This window comes from Nocardia arthritidis, assembly GCF_011801145.1.
GTDB lineage: Bacteria > Actinomycetota > Actinomycetes > Mycobacteriales > Mycobacteriaceae > Nocardia > Nocardia arthritidis_A.
In genome coordinates this window covers 2,996,717-3,015,536 of the sequence record NZ_CP046172.1, presented here as the reverse complement: position 1 = coordinate 3,015,536, position 18,820 = coordinate 2,996,717, and the positions used below count along the sequence as shown (strand labels likewise).

Annotated in this window: 11 protein-coding genes; 2 read left to right on the top strand and 9 right to left on the bottom strand. The window is 66.9% G+C overall.

What is annotated here, in order from left to right; translation table 11 throughout:
* Window positions 1–4 precede the first annotated feature (4 nt).
* The gene (locus F5544_RS13255) at window positions 5–973 is read right to left on the bottom strand and encodes a cytochrome c oxidase assembly protein (RefSeq protein ID WP_167479164.1); all 969 of its coding nucleotides are present in this window, start codon (window positions 971–973) and stop codon (window positions 5–7) included.
* A gap of 164 nt (window positions 974–1,137) precedes the next feature.
* Between F5544_RS13255 and F5544_RS13250 the strand changes: the two genes are divergently transcribed.
* Window positions 1,138–2,553 (top strand): FtsW/RodA/SpoVE family cell cycle protein, encoded by a 1,416-nt coding sequence (locus F5544_RS13250; RefSeq protein WP_428847140.1) that lies wholly within the window; start codon window positions 1,138–1,140, stop codon window positions 2,551–2,553.
* A gap of 2 nt (window positions 2,554–2,555) precedes the next feature.
* On the opposite strand, the gene F5544_RS13245 is transcribed toward F5544_RS13250, so the two are convergent.
* Window positions 2,556–3,896: a DUF4407 domain-containing protein gene (locus tag F5544_RS13245; RefSeq protein WP_167473477.1), complete on the bottom strand. Its 1,341-nt coding sequence runs from the start codon at window positions 3,894–3,896 to the stop codon at window positions 2,556–2,558.
* Window positions 3,893–4,375, bottom strand: a complete 483-nt coding sequence (locus F5544_RS13240; protein ID WP_167473476.1) for a hypothetical protein — start codon at window positions 4,373–4,375, stop codon at window positions 3,893–3,895. Before F5544_RS13240 ends, F5544_RS13245 begins: the two co-directional genes overlap by 4 nt.
* 412 nt (window positions 4,376–4,787) lie before the next feature.
* Between F5544_RS13240 and F5544_RS13235 the strand changes: the two genes are divergently transcribed.
* On the top strand, window positions 4,788–8,660 hold the full coding sequence (locus F5544_RS13235) for a tetratricopeptide repeat protein (RefSeq protein ID WP_167473475.1): 3,873 nt from the start codon (window positions 4,788–4,790) through the stop codon (window positions 8,658–8,660).
* Here F5544_RS13235 and F5544_RS13230 read toward each other — a convergent pair.
* From F5544_RS13230 to F5544_RS13205, 6 genes are read right to left on the bottom strand one after another with little or no spacing between them, the layout of a single operon-like run.
* On the bottom strand, window positions 8,614–9,546 hold the full coding sequence (locus F5544_RS13230) for a hypothetical protein (RefSeq protein ID WP_167473474.1): 933 nt from the start codon (window positions 9,544–9,546) through the stop codon (window positions 8,614–8,616). The two genes, F5544_RS13235 and F5544_RS13230, sit on opposite strands and share 47 nt — an antisense overlap.
* A complete protein-coding gene (locus F5544_RS13225; protein WP_167473473.1) occupies window positions 9,543–10,769 on the bottom strand; it encodes a hypothetical protein in 1,227 nt (408 codons plus the stop codon). Before F5544_RS13225 ends, F5544_RS13230 begins: the two co-directional genes overlap by 4 nt.
* A complete protein-coding gene (locus tag F5544_RS13220; protein ID WP_167473472.1) occupies window positions 10,756–13,287 on the bottom strand; it encodes a hypothetical protein in 2,532 nt (843 codons plus the stop codon). Before F5544_RS13220 ends, F5544_RS13225 begins: the two co-directional genes overlap by 14 nt.
* Window positions 13,284–14,342 (bottom strand): hypothetical protein, encoded by a 1,059-nt coding sequence (locus tag F5544_RS13215; RefSeq protein WP_167473471.1) that lies wholly within the window; start codon window positions 14,340–14,342, stop codon window positions 13,284–13,286. Before F5544_RS13215 ends, F5544_RS13220 begins: the two co-directional genes overlap by 4 nt.
* Window positions 14,339–16,252 (bottom strand): hypothetical protein, encoded by a 1,914-nt coding sequence (locus F5544_RS13210; protein ID WP_167473470.1) that lies wholly within the window; start codon window positions 16,250–16,252, stop codon window positions 14,339–14,341. The genes F5544_RS13215 and F5544_RS13210 overlap by 4 nt, the downstream gene beginning before the upstream one ends.
* Window positions 16,249–18,816, bottom strand: coding sequence for an AAA family ATPase (locus F5544_RS13205; RefSeq protein ID WP_167473469.1), 2,568 nt, complete (start codon window positions 18,814–18,816; stop codon window positions 16,249–16,251). Before F5544_RS13205 ends, F5544_RS13210 begins: the two co-directional genes overlap by 4 nt.
* Between the last annotated feature and the right edge of the window lie 4 nt (window positions 18,817–18,820).

The window sequence follows — 18,820 nt, the reverse complement described above, 5'->3', positions numbered from 1 at the left end:
TCCCTCAACGCCGGAAACGTTCGCGCAGTTGCGGATCGTTTTCCCACCAGAGCCCGGACGCCTGCGGCTCGTCCTCCGGTTCCGGCGCGGCGGCGCGCACGGTGCGCCGCGACCGCCGCTTCGCTTCCGCCGCATCCAGTTCGGCGTCGACCTGAGCGGCCTTGCGGCGCTCATCGGCCGCGAACGATCGCATCAGCACCAGCAGGAAGGGTAGGCCGAGCACATCGCCGAGCAGCCAGATGACGCCCGCGCCGATGATCTGATCCATCCGGGCATCCGGCCCCCAGGTGCGGCCGACCTCCGCGTAGTAGCCGGCGGCCAGCAGCGGACCCAGCCACAGCACGATGCCGAGCACGCCGTCGGCCAGCGATTCGAACACCGTGATCAGCAGCGAAATCGACTGGGTGAAGCGGCGCGGCACCGGATCGGCCTGTAACCGGGAATAGAAGTAGAGGAATCCGATCACCACCACCAGCAGCCTGGTGAGCACATCGGCCCAGCCGTTACGCAGCACCGCCTCGAACCACGGCGACAGGTAGAACAGCCACGGTGTCGCCAGGATCAGCAGCGAGGACACCGCGGGATAAGTGATGGCACGGGCGAATCCGCTCGCGAGCACGCGGTCGACGCGGGCCTGTCCGGCGGGACCGAGCGCATCACGCAGCACCGTCACCGGCTTGCCCGCGGCCAACCCGAACGGAACCACGTACAGCAGTAGCAGCATCTGCAGCGCGCGCACCCAGAACAGCGTGTCCGAGTAGACGCCGATCACGCTGATCCCGGTGAGCAGCCAGACGCCGAGCCCCACCGCGAGGAAGGATGCGGCCCGCCCACCGCGCACCGCGGTCCCGCGCCTGCGGGCCACCGACCACGCCGCCCAGTAGGCCGCGCCGAGTACCGCGGTGACCAGTACGGCCGAGGTGTCCCAATGCCACGATGTCAATGCGGAGCCGCCGGTCAGCGGGGTCTCGATCCAGCTCACTCGAGCAGTATGCGCCGATCCACACGCGGCGCGACCATCGGGCGCGAGTGTCCCGGCGGACGCCACCGCCCGCGCGCGCACGCTAGGGTCGAGGGGTGATGTTCGGCGCAAGGCCGTGTCCCCGGCCGCACCTCGACCCGGCAGGGTGGTGAACGATGCACCCCGAAACCATCTTTCGCGACCGGGTCCCGGAACGGACCGGAATGGCGCATCCACGGCGCGCCGAACTACTGCTGTGCGTCGCCGCCGTCGCGCTCACCGCATTCGCCGGATTCACGCTGAGCACCAGCATCGGCGCGGGTCCGATGGTGTCGGCGCTCGGCGTATTCGCGGCGATCGCGCTGTGCGCGCACCTCGCGGTGCGGTTCTGGGCGCCGCGCGCGGATCCGGTGATCCTGCCGTGCGTCGTGGCATTGAACGGGATCGGTCTGGTGCTGATCGAGCGGCTGGACCGGGCCGCCGCGCTGTCGGACGATACGGGGGCGGGCGGCTCGTCGTCCGATGCGATGCGTCAGCTCATCTGGACCGGGATCGGCGTCGCCCTGTTCGCGGCGACGCTGATCGTGGTGAAGGATCACGGCCAACCGGCGAAATACGGGTACACCTGCGGGTTGGCCGGTGTGGTGCTGCTGCTCATACCCGCCGTGCTGCCGAGCAGGTTCAGCGAGGTCAATGGCGGTAAAAGCTGGATTCTGCTGAGCGGGTTCTCCATTCAGCCCGGCGAATTCGCCAAGGTGCTGCTGCTGATCTTCATCGCCGCCTTCCTGGTCGCGAACCGGGATCTGTTCACCATCGCGGGTAAACGGTTCCTCTGGATGACCGTGCCACGACTGCGGGATCTCGGGCCGCTGCTGCTGGTGACGTTCGTCGCGGTGATCGTGCTGGTCTACGAGAAGAACCTGGGTTTCTCGCTGCTGATTTTCGGCACCGTGCTGGCCATGCTCTATATCGGCACCGGCCGGGTGTCCTGGCTGTTCATCGGGATCGGCATGTTCGCGGTCGGCGCGATACTGGCCTACAACCTATATGGGCACGTCCGGGTGCGCGTCCAGGTGTGGCAGGACCCGTTCGCCACCTACAACACCACCGGCTATCAGATCGCGCAGGCCCTGTTCGGCCTCGCCACCGGCGGCATACCCGGAACCGGCATCGGGGCGGGCCGCCCGCAGATCGTCCCATTCGCCAAAACCGACTTCATCATCTCCACCATCGGTGAAGAACTCGGCCTGGTCGGGCTCACCGCGATCATCGCCGTCTTCCTCGTGCTCACCATCCGCGGTTTCACCGCCGCCCTGAGCACCCGCGACGCCTTCGGCAAACTGCTCGGCGGCGGACTCGCCTTCACCCTGGCCTGGCAGCTGTTCGTGGTGGTCGGCGGCGTCACCAAACTCATCCCGCTCACCGGCCTCACCACCCCCTTCATGTCCTACGGCGGCTCATCCCTACTCGCCAACTACATCATCGTCGCCCTACTCATCCGCATCTCCCACGACGCCCGCTCCGCCACCACACCCCCACCCCGCCCGCCCGGCAACATCGCCGAAGCCCAAACCGAACACATCCGCCGCTGAATTCAATTGGGACGGAAGGTGCTTCCGTCCCGGCCGGGTATCGGCGATTCCGGCGGCGGATCGAAACTCCGTGGCGCACGGTAATTGCGGCGCTCCGATTCCCGGGCGCTCCAGCGGCGGATCTCCTGCTCAGCGATCGCCAATTGCTCATCGACCAGTAGTTTGTTCGCCTGCACGCCCGCGTCGAATTGCCGTTGCGCCTGGTCCTGTTCGAGATCCATGCGCAGGTTCTCCAGGAAATCATTGGTGTTCTCGCGGCGGGCCATCGACTTCGCCGCTTCCCGTTCCGCGGCCGCTTCGGTTCTGGCACTGAGCTTTTCGTATTCGGTGAGCGGGCCGAACAGGTGCAGCAGTTTGACGAAGACCGGCAGGACCTCGATGGAGAGGAACAGCAGGAACAGGGCCATCTGTGCGGTGCCGAGGTCCGGGCGCTGGTCGCTGAGCGCGTTCAGCGCTTCCAACCGGGCGAGCAGGCCGTCATCGTTGCTCACCGAGGCAGAGAACTCCTGGATCTCCCTGTTCTTTTCGGAATTCCGCTGGTCGATATCGTGCTGGATCCGGTCGGCGGCCGCTTTGGCATTCGCCGAATCCGTCTGCGCCGCGTTCTTGGCGTCGGCCTTGACCGCCGCGAGATCGGCCTCGGCCTGATCCAATTCCGCTTTGGCGTGCTGCTCCTTCGCTTGCGCCTCGCGCGCCGCCTCGGCGACACCGGGCACGTGCGTGCCCGAAGTGCCGACTATCTCACCGTAGGCGTCGGCAAACGCCTTATCGTGCGCGGCACGCGCCGCGTCCACGCGCTTCTGCTGGTCGACGACCGCCGGGTTCTGCTCGACCGCATTCGGATCCTTTGCCGCGACGGCGTTCTGCTTCGCCAACTCCTGTTCCAGGCCGGGAATCTCGTTGTAGCGCTGCACCCCGTCGAGATGCTTCTCGAAGTCCGCCTTCTTCGCGCTGTTGAGCACCTGGATCTCGGTATTGATCTCGGGCTCGAAGATCCGCAGCACCAGCGGCGTCGAGATCACCACGCCTAGCAGGATGGCCAGCGCCAGCCGCGGCACCGCGGCCAGCAGATTCGCCTTCCAGCCGCTGTGCCTGGTCATGCTGATGACCAGCAGCCGGTCGAGATTGAGAATGACTATGCCCCAGGCAATTCCAAGCAATATCGCCCATGGCAACGCCACGTGCACCGCCATTTGCAGAGCGAAAGTCGCAGAGACAGCGGCTATCGCGGCGGTGGTCAAAAGCACCCCTGCCATCGCGATGTAGCGGAACGTGTCGCCCGGGGTTTCGCGCAGCAACTCCGCGCGTACTCCGATCAGCCCGACCAGCCAACGCCGGATCATCGTGTCCCCCTGCCTTTTCCGATGAAGTCGGTGAACGCGCGGTCGGATTCCGGCCAGCAGCGCCCCGCCGGACGGAATGCCGGTGTGAAGAGTTTGCCGGACAACAAGATTCGCCAAAAGCGTGGCGGACTCGCCCATTCCGGCAGCGGATGGATGGCGGGCATCAGCGGCCGCGGCGCGGTCTCGGTCGCGGCGAGTTCGGTCAGACCCGGCAACCGCGCGATCGTCGTCGATGGCCCATCGGCCCGGCCGATCCGGGGACGCAATCGCTCGGGAGCGTTGTCGTACACCACGATTCGGGTACACGCGCAGGTAATCCGACCGGTCGGTGCATACGCCTCGGCGCGAAGCACACCAGGCCGTCGCACGACGATCTGGTGCTGCCCAGCCCAGACGTAACTCCCGGTGTCGGCCCGCTGGCCGTCGGGCGCGATGACCCGAACCCGGTGTGGCTCATCGGCGGACCAACCAACCGTCACCGTCGCACCGACCGGTACGACAGCGGAATCGATATCGAATACCACGCGTGGTGGCGGTGGACCGCCGTGACCGTTCGTTGCGCTCCGAGTAATTCGCGCGCTATCTCGGCACAGTGGATCGCGGCAATCGGACGACTGTCGGCAATGCAGCACATTCGACATGTAAAACAGTATTTTTCATAACGTCGCGGAGTAGGCCGCAGCGGATAGCCCCCGAAAATAGCCGAGCACCAATAGATCTCGAACGAACTCCCCGCTACATCAGCAGGATACACCGTTTCAGCGACGCCCGAACCGCGCCGATCCGGTATCTTTCGGCGGATCGAGGCGGACAATCATGATGTCGTCCAAGGAAATACAGCGGACGAATCGATCGCCGATTCGCGGCCGCTCAACCGATTGGGGGATTCGGATGACCGACGAGGGTGCCGTGGCGCCCGCCCGCCCCGGGTTGTTCGACTATTACACCGCCGCGGGCGGTCTCGCCGATGCCTTCGCGAACGGTCCGGCATCGGCTGGACAACCGACTACCGAGCCGCCCTTCGGCCTGACACCACCCGTCCTGCACGGCCGCGACACCCTCAAACGGACGCTCAACGCGGCGCTCGGACAAGACGGCGCGCCGATCATCGTGCTGCACGGAATCGCCGGCGGCGGAAAGAGTTCGCTCGCGCTGTGGCTCGCGGTGCAAGCCAGGGATCAAGGCATCGATGTGTACTGGGTCCGCGGCGCCGAGGTGGCGCGGTCGATGCTCGCGGTGGCCGCGGCATGCGGCGTCCCACCGCGCGAACTGCGTGCCGCACAGTCGGATTACGGCCAGGTGCGCGAATTGGTCTGGCGCGGCCTCGAATCCGCGGACCGGCGCTGGCTGCTCGTCTTCGACAATGTCGACGATCTGCGCCGCGGTCAACTGCTGGGCGCATCGGCCGACCACTACGACGGAACCGGTTGGATCCGGCCCGGCCGGGCCGGTCTGGTGCTGGTGACCACGCGGCGCGGCGACCAGCATCCGTGGGGCGACGCGGCGCGGCTGCACCGGGTGAACCCGCTCGAAAACGCCGACGGCGCCGCACTTTTGCTGGAGCGGGCCCCGAACGCCGGTGATCCGACGGATGCGGCGCTGCTCTCGGCACAGTTGGGCGGACTGCCGCTCGCCCTGCGCCTGGCGGGGGGCTATCTCTGCGATCCGCTCGCCAGATACCGCACCTTCGCCGCATACGGCGCCGCGGTCCGCGACGATCTGGCACTGCTCGATGCCGGCGAGCCGACACCGGCCGACCCGGACGACGAGGCGGACGCTCGCCGCTCCGTCCGCCTGACCTGGGAGCTGACGCTGCGCCTGCTGGCCGAACACGGTATGCCGGCCGCTCGCCAACTGCTGCAACTGCTTTCGTGTTACGGCTCGCCGCATCCGATCGATCTCGGGCTGCTCGTCGCCGGTGCGCCGCTGGCCCCGCTCGGCCCGCCCGCCGCGGATCTCACTCAGACCGCCCTGGATCAGATCGTCCGGAATATGCGAACCCACGCGCTGCTGGATCAGTTGGCGGCAACCGAGGACGATACCGCGCACGGCGATTGCGTCGCATTGCATCCGTTGCTCGCCGAGGTCGTCGCGGCGAGCAGGGACAGCGGTCCAGACCGCGCGGCCGTGTGGACCACCGCGGTCGGTCTGCTCGCCGAATTCACTTCGGTGACAAAGCCATCCGATGGTGAACGACGCTGGTCGACGCTGCCGTCGCTGCATCGCGGCGTGCTGGAGCGCCTGCCGGACGAATCCGCCGACACACTCGCCCGCGCGGTCGACGCGGCAAGCACGTGTGCCGGCTATCTATTCGTGGACGGCGCGCTGCGCGATGCGCACACGCTGATCGAACTCGCCCTGCTTCGGTCGGCCGCACTCGCGCTCGGGCACGATGTCGACCATATCCGCGTCCACCTGGAATCCCGGCTCGGCGCCGCGGTGGTGAACGGGGCCGAGGGCAATGCCACCGTGGTGTGCAGCGAACTGCGCACCCTGCTTGCCGATGCCCGCGCGTTGTTACCACCCGACGACAAACTGCTGATAGGCGTTCGACTGCAACTTGCGCAGGCCCTGGCGACCAGTGGCACGGCGGAGGCCGAGTCCATGTACCGCGAGCTGCTCGACGATCATGCCCGCGGCATCTGCGCCGAGGCGGCGACCGAAACGCACCTCGGCTACGGCCGCCTGCTCAATACGACCGGTCGATATGATGAGGCCGCAAGGGAATTGGGCCTAGCACTGGACGCCCGGCTCGCCGAGGTCGACCAGGACCGCGACCATCCGGCGGTGCTGGTCATCCGTGCGGTGCTCGCCGAGGTCACGGCGGGGCAGGGCAGGCTGGGCGAGGCGCGCGACGAGCTGCGTGCGGTGCTGCGGGTGCAGGAGCGGCGGTACGGACCGGACAGTCCGCACACCCTCGCCACCCGCATGGCGCTGCTCGCGATACTGCGGCTGCTGAACGATACCGGCGGCGCCGAGATTCAGCTGAGCGAACTGCTCCGGATTCAGCGCGACGCGCTGAATCCGGAACATCCGATGGCGCTGCTCGGGTTGGCGGCCCTGATCAACACCAGAGGCGCTGACCTCGCCGACGAGGATCCGGTCGGCGACGAACAACGGGTGCTCGCCATCGCCGACGCGATGGCGAAATCCGTCGGCGAGAACAGCAGCGCCGTGGTCAACATCCGGATGAGCGCGGCCTTCAGGCATTTTCGCTACGATCCCGTCGGCGGTGCCGGGGCGATCGAGGAGCTGATCGAACGGCAGACCCGGCTCTTCGGGCCGAACGATCTGATGGTGTTGAACAACCGTCTGGTCTACGCCCAATTGATCATCGAATCCGATCGGGACAATCCGCGGGCCGAGGCGATGCTGCGCGCACTGCTGCGCGATCAGATCGCAGCGCTCGGCACCGATCATCCGCAGACCGTGTACGCCCGCTCGGCGCTCGCGCACATCACGCGGCGCAACGGCGATCTCGCCGAATGCGAGCAGCTGCTGCGGGACACGATTGATGTCCAGGGACGCCTGTACGGCAGGGATCACGAGACCATTTGGTCGCTGCGCTCGACGCTGGTTCAAGTGCTGTGTGAGCAGCGACGCTTCCTGGATGCAGAGCGCGACCTGATCTCGCTCATCGACTCGCTGCGATTCGACGGCGACGCGGCACGGCCATTGCCCGCTCAGGTCATGCTCGCGCTGATCCACTTGACGCTTGGCCGGCCCGCCGAGGCCGAGCGGGAGCTACGTGAGGTGCTGTCCACGCTGCGCTCACTATCCGACTCCGAGCACGACATCGAGGTGGTGCGCTGGGCACTCTGCGATGCGATCCGCGCGCAGGGCGGCAGGCATGCCGAGGCACTGGAACTGCTCACCTCCGTCGCCGCGCGACTCGCCGAATTAGGCGATACGGGAGTCGATTCGGCCGCCGCGCATATGGATCTCGGCGAGTTGTCGCACGAGTGCGGCAACTACGCGGACGCGGAACGGGAATTGCAACTCGCCCTCGCCGAGCTCGCACCCGAGGACCGCGACGGTCCTCTCGCGGCCCGAATCCGCCGGGGGCTGAGCGTGATCGCGCAGGAGTTGAACGCCGCAGAACCCGCCACGCCGCCTGTCATCGACCTCGAATCCGAGGATGCGTCTCCGGTATCCCCTAGCGGCCCGGCTGTCGATCTGCCTGATTCCGTGGATGATCCGTGGTCCGCCTACCTGCGCGGCGATGGCGACCGGCCCGTCTCGGCCGAGCCGGTTCCGGAACCTGGTACGAGGGAATCGGATTCGACATCGGCCGAGTCGAATGCGCTTGTGACGTGCGGCGATGCACCTGACTCCTCGGCGGATCCGCGGCCCGCCGATCTACTCGAAGCGCGGCCGACCGCGACCGATTCGAACTCGAAAGCAATTGCGGGCGAAAACAATCCCCTGATCGAGCCGACAAATCGACTGCCGTACCCAGCGATCGGCCGCCCATCGACAACCGGTCGGCGCGACGCCCGTACCCTGCGCAGGGATATGGCGAAATTGCTTGTCCATCCGAATGTTTCGGATATCGACCGGGCCGCGATTCGACACCGCTATGCGCTGGCGTTGCGCGATCTCGGATTCCTCGCCGCGGCATACGGGCAGATCGCGATCGCCGTCGCGATCTACCGACGGACGGGCGGCGCCGACCATTCGCGCTGCCGTGCGGACGCCGAAATCATTGCGGCGGAACTCAGGAATCCTCCCGCCAGTGCAGTTCCCGATGGGCCTCGGCATTGATCCGGTCGTAGCGGGCGAGCGTATCGCCGAGTGCGGTGTCTACCTGATCCAGCAGCGACTGGACGTCGGCCAGCACGGTGCGGACCCGGTCGGTTACCGAGCCGCGCTCAGCGCCGTCGAGCCTGGCGGTCAGATCGGCGTCGACCTCGGCATGCGCTCGCAAAGCGGCGGACAGCACCAGGTATTCGTCGCGCAGCTTGGTTACCTTGCGCTCGGCGTCGGCGAACTGTGCGGCCACCGCCGCCCAACGCGATTCGGTGTCGCGCAGTCGGGTAAGCGCTTCGGCGGTGCTGGTCCCGAGCCGCGAAAGCCGTTCGGCGCTCAGCGCGCCGACCCGTTCGGCGGTGGCGAGCAGGGCCGCTTCGGCCGCGTCGGTCTCGGCCAGCATCGCCGACTCCCGCCGGGTGAGCTCATCATGCATGTCCCGCAGTTCGGGCAGCGAGTCGGCGAGTTCGCGCAGCCGGGTCAGCTCCGCGAGCCGGGCGGTGAGCCGATCGTGTTCGGCGCCACTGGCTATCAGCTCGGCCTCCACATCGCGCACCGCCTCATACTCATGCCCGGCGGCGGCGACCTGGTCGGAAAGACTTACCAGCGCGTCGATCTGGCGCCGCAGATATTCGGTGACCCGGACCCCGGCCAGCGCGTGGTCCGCGAGTCTCGGGACCACGTCGACGAGCAGGTCGGCCTCGGCCACGGCGTCGTCGACGGCGATCACCAATTCCAGTGCGGCATCGTCGGTTCCCGGCTCATCGCCGGATCCGGAGAGCGCCGCGGCGACGGTGGCCGCCGACCATATGATGGCGTGCCGCAGCACCCGAAGCGCCGCAAGGGGATCCGTGCCGTTGCCGACGATCGCGCGAATCGCGGCACATGGGTCATCGGTCATGCCGGACGCCGCTGTGCCGCGATGGGCAGTTCCAGCACCGCGTCCCCGTGCGCGTCCGCGAAACTCAGCATCCCGTCGCGCGAGCGCCGCGTCAGTACCCGCACCCGATAGCGCCCCGGCGGCACCCGTAGCTCGCTCGGCGCGCAATCGACCCATGCCCCGGCATTGTTCGGTCGCATCCGTATCACCGGCGAAACCCCCTGGCTCTCGACGACTTCCACTTCCAACGCCGCACCCGCGGCCGGAACCGGCAGTATGACCGATTCCAGCCGCCCGTACCGGATCCGGTGCGAAACCAGGCCGATCGTATGCGGGTATCCGGTCATCGGTACGACCTCTCCGCGCGCGATACGCAGCGCGCCTTCGGCGTTCGTGCCCGGTGGCAGCACGCGGACCGAGTGGATCCGGTCCGATACGGCGGCCGCCGCACTGGAAACCACGGAGCCGAGCGCGTTTCCACCGGTCAAAACCAGTTCGTCCAGCGGATCGCCGGTCGCGGCCAGCAACTCGCGCAGCAGCCCGGCAGCGAGGTCGGCGATCGGGCGCAGCGCCGCACCCGCCGATTCGGCGTCGATCGAATCGCCATGTGCGCCGGGCAGATACACCGTCGTGCCGAGATAGCGCGGTATCCGCTCGGCCCGGTCGAGCACCAGCTGCGCCCGCCGGCTGCGGATCAGGCGCTCCCGGTGCAGCGCGGCCAGTAGCCCCGGTGTCCGGCCGGGGCCGAGCATGGCTGCCGCAGGCTCGAATTCACCGATATCCCGGTGCGCGACATCGATGAGTCGTACGGCCGACCCGGACCGTTCGACGACGGCGGCGGACATGTTGCCGGATCCGATATCGCACAGCAGGCGGCAACCGTCAGGTCCGCCGAGCACGGCCGCCAAGCCGTGCAGGCGCGCGACCAACCGCACCCTCGCGAACCCCGCCGCCAGCAGCGCGGTGCGCCACCGATTGCCGACGGCGGTGTCTTCCGGTGCGCGAAGCGGCTCGTCCGGACCGTCGTAGGTCCACCGATCCGGTACCGCGACAACGAGTTCCAGCGTGCCGGGCCCGCGACCGGTCAGCAATCGCAGCAGGTCAGCGATCGCGGCGTCCGGCCCCGCGTCGCGCCATGGTGTTGGTTCTTGCCACGGTGGTGTTCCTGGATCGGTCGCGATCTTTGTATACACGGTTCCGATGTCGATTCCGATCGGCGTGCACGGCTGCTCAGCGATCCGCACCGGAATCCTTGCTACCCAGCCCGGGCACGAACTGACGCACTGTATCGGCCGCCCGGCGAATGCGGGTAGCCTCGCCCGAGTTTCGTGTCGCCGCCAGTACTGCCCGGCACAGATCGAGTTTCGCCTGCGCCACCGCATCCAGCGCCCGCACGTCGTCCGAACTCGGCCTGCCGCCGAGCCTGCCCTCCATGCGCGCGGCTATCAGCCACATCCCCGGCGTGTGCGGCGGCTCCTCGAGCCGCTGCCACGCCAGAATCGCGGTCGTTCTGGCGGCTATTTCGAGGCACTGAGTCGGATGCCACACGCAACCGCGTTGCTCGAGGATCGCGATCAGCTCATGCTCCCGTACTTCGTGGCGGTAGAGGTCGGCCACGATCGCGGCGACGTCGTCGAGCGGCGTTTCGGCCGAAAGCCGACGCACCCGCAGTTGTACGGCGATCCGCGCCGACTCCGGATCCTTATCGATTTCGGTCATCCACAAATGCATGGCACGCTCGCCGATCAGGCGATCGCCGGAGCGCCCCACCTCCTCCGCGACCGCTCTCCGGAGGAGGTGGGTGACGACGCTCGTCGCACCATCCGGATGACTGAGCTGCCACAGCAGATCGAGTATCGACCCACCATCCTCTGTGGCCCAACCCGGTTGGAGCCGATCGGCCACGAAGTCGAGCAAGATCGCCCGCTCATCTGTGGTCAACCGTTCTCGGCGTGAAATGTCCAGCAGTGCTCTGCGGTACGCCTCTCCGGTTTCCAGCCCACGCTTTGGGTGCCCGCCATTGCGATAGGCGAGAAAGTCGATCCGCGCCTGCTGGGCCGGGTCGGACACCGGAAGCGAACAAAGCGCGTCGATCAACGACTGTGGTAGTGCGATTGCCGAATTCCCTTCCGCGAGTGGCAATAACGCGCTCACCAGAATGCCGAGTTGGTCCGACCGTTCGGCGCGGGCGATATTCAGCAGCTCGTGGACCAGCGTCGGATCCGCCCGCCACAGCTCCTCGATATCCGCGGGCTGCAGACCGCCGGTCCGGCGCGCGAGACCTTGGAAAAGGCGACTTGCCCGCTGCCACAACGCATCCGAACTACTCACCTGGTCCAGCTCGTGCGGCCATTGCGCCCCAGCGCCCTGCTTCGTCACGAAGACGGCTCGGATCGCCGCCGCCGTCAACCTCGGTGCCGCGACAATCGTCGGCGCCAGCAGCGTGGTCCAATACGATTCCGCCACCAAGTCGACAATGGCACCGGCTACTTCGTCGCGACCGAACAGATCAGAAGACGATTCTGTCCGCAGCACTTCGGCGAATGCGCGCCCGGCATCCAGTCTCCGCGCGAAATCGGCTAGCCGCCAGAGGGTTTCCTCCCCAGGCGTGGCGCGCAACAGTCGTCCGAACGCCCGCGTCAGCGCCTCGTGTAACGTCGATGTGCCGACCTCTCGAACAACGAAATTCCAAGACCTCGTGAAGTTTTCCCGGTCGTTCACCATATCCACCACCCCCGCGCGGTCGAGATAGGCTGTCAGCACCGCACCGAGCCGGTCCACGCCGAGTGTTTCGGCCTTCCCCTGCGCCCACAGCTTGCGCAGTTGTTCCAGTCGCAGACACCGTCTCACCGCGCTGCTGTGGACGATATCGGGCAGGTCCATATCTTCGAGGGCCGCCAGAGCCGATCCCGCGCCACGCTCACGCAATCCGGTCAGTTGTGCGAGACGGTGCGCCAGCCCATCGGTTCCGTGCTTAGCGCAAAGCAATCCGAGCGCGGCCTGATAATTCGCGGCCGCCGGCGAGAGCACCGGTCCGGTCACCGCGGCGGTCCGCACATCGACGGTCACGTCACCGGCTCGACCCCCCTGGGCGAAGGTGAGGGCGATCCGGTATTTGCCGCCGAACTCCGCCCATGCGCTGGCGGTCAACCACCCTCTGGCCCCGCGCGGCAGCAACTCCGCTATCGAATCCAACAGTGCCAGCCGCGATTCCAGCTTTGTTGGGCCGCTGAGTAACGCGACGTTGCGCTCCTTGTCGAGCAGCGCGGCGGCGGCATAACGCAACGCGTCCTCGTTCCAGCTCCCGGTCGGACGTGGTTGCGGTGCGGACAGCTGGACCGGGATCTGTTGGTCGTCGCCGGGCCGCATCGCGTCGATTGTCGGTCGCAAGCGCATCGCGGCCTGATAGAAATCGATGAAACCCCAACCCGCGGTGATGAATTCATCCAGCGGTAAGCAGCAGAAGTGATTGATCGCAATGGGCCGGTTGGTGGCGTCCACCTCCTTTGTCCAGCTCCGGATGGTGATGCCGAGATAGCTGATGTCATTGATCGCCGCGGGTTGAAACCATACCCATGGCAGCGCAGCGGGCTCCGGATCCTGTGGCGACGGGCTGTTGCCCGGGTTGCGGCCGAGCACAAGCACTTTGATATCGCGCTCCGAATACGGAGCGCGACTCGCGGCCAGCACCGAATAGTCGGCGTAACTCCCCGGTGGTTTGCTGACGATCGCCCAACCCGCCAGCGCCTCGGAATCCGTCATCGCGTCGCTCGCAGGCTTTCGTGTAACCAGATCAGCGGCTCCAGCACGTTGATCGGATATACCTTGCCCCGGATACGGAAGTCGCTGCCGGTACCGGAGCCGACCCGCTCCACATTGAGGAAATCATGCAACCGAAACCGGCCGTTGGTCACGTAGAACCCGATGGACGAGGTGACGAAATAGCCGAGACGGGCCGGATCGAAGTGGTTTCGCAGCCCTCGCGCCACCAGATCGGTGTTGGTCTGCTCATCCTTACACAGCCATTCGAAGAAGTGCGGAGCCCGCCAGTTCTCCACCATCGGCAGATACGGTGGCTGCGAGCTCTGCACGGTGAACCCGCCGTGGCGCGCCAGCTTATAGATATTCGGCTGGTCGAATTTGGTGATGCATACGGCGACCCATTGCGGCAGCCGAGTACCCGGATAGCCGCCCTGGAAGATCCGTGCGGCCAGTTTCTCCAGAATCGGGTGGAAGTACTTGAAGGCGTCGCCCTCGCGACTGTCACGCTCCGGATCGAACAGATAGATGATGCCCTGACACATTTGCAGGTGATCGACGAGCTCCTCGATATCGTTGGTCACCGCATCCGGTAATTCGAGTTCACTCTCCGGCTCGTCCGGAAAGGCGAGGCCCCCGTCATCCGGCAGTTTCATCGCCGACGCATCCGCGTCGTGCTGCGGCCGATCCTCCTGCAGGCCGAAGAGCCAGCCCGGCGCATCGAGCACATCCAACTCGAACGCGTTGCGCTCCACTACATCACGCTTGATGAGGGTTCCGCGCACCATGTGCTGTTCACCCGTGAAGCGGAAGAGCATATGTTTATGTTTCTCGGTGGCGGTCGGAAAGGTGCGATCCTCGGTGAGTTTGCGCATCGACTCCTCGAGAAAGGCGGTCGAAACATCGTCGGCGCCGTTCATGATCCAGTTCCCGGGCAGTTCGCTGCGTAGCGTGGCGAGTTTGAGCGCGGCGAGGTAGGTGGTCTTCCCGCTGCCGGGCGGACCCCAGATGCCCAGGCGCATCTGGGCGGGCGGCGGTGGCTGTTGTGGGCCGGTCATCGAATGTTCTCCTGATCTGTTCGCCCGGGCACAATCGGAAATCGCAGGGGCGCGGTGCGTTCCACTCGCCCTAGTAGATCGGCGCGGATGGCGACGAATTCGGCGACGGCGCCGCTGAGTCGAATCGTCCGGTGCGGCGCGCTGAGCTGCTGCCACACCTTGATGGCTCGCCTGGTGGTCGCGCTATCGGCATCCATCCCGGCCGGCGGATCCCAGACCGCGAGATATCGCACACCCGAATCCTTTCCGCGTTTCAGTTGTTCGCGCCAGTCGTGGCCGTTGGGGCAGCGCGCCGCGTCGTCGTGGGTCGGCAGGTGCGGTGGACGGCTGCCGACGATCACCATGCGCCGCTCGACCGGCGACGACCGCCAGGCCAGCCGGGCCGCGGCCGCGAGGGCGTCCTCCAGCGGGGCCGCCCATGGCTCGATCAGCGGTGTGGCGCTGAGGTTTTCGGCGGCCCTCCGGGCGGTGTCGAGCGCTTCGAAGTTATGTATCCGCAGCACTCGCTGCCTGCCGTGTCCCACGTGGTCGGCATAGCCGATGAGCGCGACCCGCACCGCGCCCTGACCGGGGCGCCGATCGGCGAGCAGATCGATCGTCGCGGTGATCAGCTTCCGGCGGTGCGCCAAAGCTGTTTCGGTACCACCCAATTCGATGGCGAAGACCAGATCCAATGCGTGTCGCAACGGCCGGTGGACCGGTGGGATCTCATCGAGTACGGCGGGCCAGCCGGACAGCGCGACCGAGTCGGTGCGGCTCCCTTGTGGTCTGGAGATGATCACCTCGCCCGGCCCGCCTAGCATGAATTCCAGTGTGGCGGTGGGCTCGTCGGGCATCGGGCAGGTGGCAACGACGATCGGTGTGCACCGGTGCGGCGGGGTGTCCACGGCGCCGGCGACAACGGCGAGCACGAGTTCGCTCGCATCGCCCGGAACAGCGATGTCCGCCGAGGCGACTCGCGTGGATGCCGCGGTGGCCCCCGCCCGGAACAGCGGATGCACCCGTGGACGGGTATTCCCGGCCGCATCGACCTCGACGACGACGAGCCCGTGCTGGGTCAGTAGCGGCATTTGCGCGGCGAGCACCCCGGCGAACCGTTCGTCGAGCCGCGGCCCGTGCACCTCGGCGACCGCGACCCGGTCATCGAGCTGCCGCCCACGCACCCCGGCGGCGGCGAACCGGTCATCGACCGGCCCATGCACCCATGCAACGGTCGGAGCGAACCGGGCGGCGATCCGGTCCGGCATCGCCCATCCCGAAAGATGGTGCAGTACTTGCACTTTGGAATGAGAACCGGATGCCGTCGGCAGGAGCCGGGCGCATGCGGCGGCGTCGATGCCGTATCCGGGCGGATAGCCTTCCCCGATACCGCCCGCCAGCAGCAGCATCGCCGCCGCATCCGACTCGGGCCGCTCGGTCAACAGCGACCCCCACTGAATCCGGTGCGGCGGACCATCGGTCACGGGCGCACCCAACGGATCGATGGACAACTCGAGCACCCGGACGTCCTCGTATCCGATATCGATCAGAACCAGCGTGCGCCGCAACGGTTCCATGCTCACCCACACCAGCGCCCGCACCGATGCCTCCCAAACCGACTGCCGCGCAGGGACTTCGACCCCGACCCGCACCGCGGCCAGCTCGTCCTCGGCGGCTTCGCCGCCACGCACCAGCGCACACATTTCGGCGACCAACTCATCCGCGACACCGAGCACTCCTGCCCGCGCGACCGCCGACAGGTCGTAACGCCGTGCCACCGTTGCGATTTCCCGATCGAACCGGTCGCGCACCGCGTCGCCGATCGGGCCGAGCCACGGTCCGGCGGACAGCACCCACCCGCACCGTGCGCAGGCCGCCTCGTCGCCGATCGCGCCGAGACATACCGGACAGGTCATGACGGTCGAGGTCATTCCGGCTCCGGCACATCGACGGGAAGAATCAGCGTGCTGTGCGCGGCCAGCTGATCCGGCGGCAGTCCGCCGATGCGCACCGCGAGCCGAGTCTCGACCAGGCCCAGCAATTTCCGCACCGACCGGCCGTTGCCGAAGTATTCGCCCTCGGCCTCGCGCTCCGCCTCCAGCCAGCGCACCGCCCTGGCCTGCGTCCCCTCGGCGAGTTCGAAATGTTCGTGGTGCGCCATGTATTCGAAGATCGAGCGCAGTTCCGGCACCGTGTAATTCGCGAACTCGAGGCGGTGGGTGAACCGCGACGCCAATCCCGAATTGGCTCGTTCGAACAACATCATCTCCCGCGGGTAACCGGCCGCGATCACCGACAATCGGCCGCGATAGTTCTCCATGAGAGCGACCAGTTCGGTGATGGCCTCGGACCCGAAATCGTTGGCGCCGCGTCCGGCGAGGTCGTACGCCTCGTCGACGAACAGCACGCCGTCGAGCGCCTCCATCGCCTTGGCCCGCGTCTTCTCGGCGGTCTGCCCGACGTAGCCGGCAACCAGATCTGCCCGCGTCACGCTCACGACATGCCCCTTGACCAGCAGACCCAGCGCGACGAAGATCCGGCCCATCAACCGCGCGACCGTGGTTTTGCCGGTACCCGGCGGACCGAGGAAGAGCATGTGCGGCGCGGCGAGTTCACTGCGGCGGTGCGGTTGCTGCTGGCGCAGCCGCAGCACCAGCGCGAGTTCGCGCACGGCCTGCTTGACCGCGCCCAGGCCGATCATCGGATCCAGTTCGGCGAGTACCAGATCCAGCGATTCGGCGTGCTTACGGTATTTCTCGTAATGCGGCGGAATGTCGTCGATCGTGGCCGGTGCGATATCGCAGCCGGGTGTCGGGCGCGTCCGCACCGCCCAACCCCGCAGGATGTCCGCGGCGAGTTCGCGCATCGTGCGTGCGTTGCCGAATGTCTCGTCACGGGTGAGGTACAGATTGCGGGTGACCGCCCGCAATTCTTCGAGAAGTTCAGGCGCACAAGGAATCCCGATCCGGTCCTCGATCTGCTGACGCAGAATCGTCAGCAGCTCATCCGGTTCGAAATCCGGGAATTCGACCCGATTGCCGGGCGGGATCCTGCTGGACAGCCCCTCATTCCAGGTGAGCAGGTCGGCCATCCGGTCCGGATAGCCCGCCAAGATGACGACCAGCCGGTCCCGCAGATTCTCCATATCCGCGAGCAGTACGTTCACCGCTTCCAGACCGCGGTCGCTGTTCAACCGGTAGGCCTCGTCGATGAACAGCACGCCGTCGAGCGCGCGCCGCACCACCGCTTCTGTTCGGGTCGGCGTGTCACCGACATACGGCGACACCAGATCCGAAACCTTCGCCTCGACGAGGTGCCCGCGGCGCAGCAGCCCGAGATCGCGGTAGAGTTCCCCGATCATCCTGGCCACCATCGTTTTTCCGGTTCCGGGACTGCCACGGAAGATCAGATGTGGCGAAACCGGTTCGCGTCCGGTGCCGCGTCCGGCCACTCGCAACGCCGCCTCGGCCGCCAGCGCGCTGCGATGCGCGACGAAGAACTCCTTGACCGGCCGTAGCCCGACCATGCCATCGAGTTCGCGCCAGATATCCCGGCTCTCCGGCACTACCACCTTGATCAGCCCGTCCCGTTCCAGCGCGGCGACGGTCAGCGGTATATCCCGTTCCGCACAGGACACCAACTCCGGCCACCAGTTCCGGACCTGAAGCCGTTGTGCCGCCATCACTCTCATAAGGTGACCGAGGCCGGCCCAATCGCCGATGCGCAATCCGTTCAGCAGTCGAACGTAGTGCACCAGCCTGCCGAGTTCGGCCTCGGCCGGGTCGTCGATCCGGCCGATCACCGGCACAGGGCGGCTCGCCAATTCGGCCATTCGATCAGCCAGTTGCGGCGCATAGCTCTGCTGATGCAGCAGTTCTACGACGCCGGCGAATTCAGTTCGATTGAACAGCAGCACACAGGTATTGCGCGTCGCCGCCCGGCCCGAGCTCCACCGGACGAACATTTCCGCGGCGGAGCGCTGCACCTCCGGCGGCATATCGGGCAGCCAGGTCTCGGCCGCGAGCACCACCACGGCGGTGCGCGGCGCGGGCTGTGTCATCAGACCGTCGAGCATCCGCAGCCGCTCGGTGTCGGTGGCGGCGCCGCGCGGCAGTGCGGGCGCGACCCGCTCGGCCGTCCGGGTATCCAACAGCATCGCTTTGCCGAGTGGTCCAGCGAAACGACTTGTCCGCCTAGATGATTCGGAAGGCGGTGGATCGGCGCCGCGGGTCAGCCCGCGCGAGCGCGCATCCCGAAAGTACACCGGCTGTCGGTAGTCGCTGAAGACGATCCGCTCGTAGCCTTCGAAATGCAATATTTCCCAAAGCATTTCCTCCACCGACCGCGGCCGCAGATCGGCGCCGACGAGCAGATCGGACAAACCGGAGCCGTGCAGAACCCAGAACGGTTCGCCGGGAAGCGGCCGGGTGGCGCCGGTCAGCCGCTCGGGCATCGCCATCGGCGCGGCCGGTCGCCCCGGTGGATACTCGGTCATCGCT